The following is a 264-nucleotide window of genomic DNA, read 5'->3' as shown; positions in this document are numbered from 1 at the left end:
GGGTGCATGCAGCCGTTGTTTCATTAAAATCATGGCCATCATTGCCAAGCCCTTGTGTGTGGACGCCTAAGTGGGTATGTACGTCAATTAAGCCTGGAGTCACCCAGCCCCCTTTCGCGTCGATCTTTTCAACCCCCTCTGGCAATACAACATCGATCCCAACTTCTTTTATGCAGGCGCCTTCCACCAAAACCGTTCCGGGGACAGCTGGCTGATTCGCAATGCCTGTCCATACGAGCCCGTTTACAATCGCTTTCATTTGAT

At 51.1% G+C, this 264-nt stretch carries 1 pseudogene; it reads right to left on the bottom strand.

Annotated features, from left to right (window positions below):
- Positions 1-264: pseudogene (locus CHH91_RS18610) on the bottom strand (amidohydrolase); the annotation flags it as partial.

The organism is Virgibacillus sp. 7505, from assembly GCF_002272135.1.
Taxonomy (GTDB): Bacteria; Bacillota; Bacilli; order Bacillales; family Amphibacillaceae; genus Terribacillus.
Note: the sequence above shows the minus strand (reverse complement) of the source record. Positions and strands in the feature narration are given on the sequence as shown.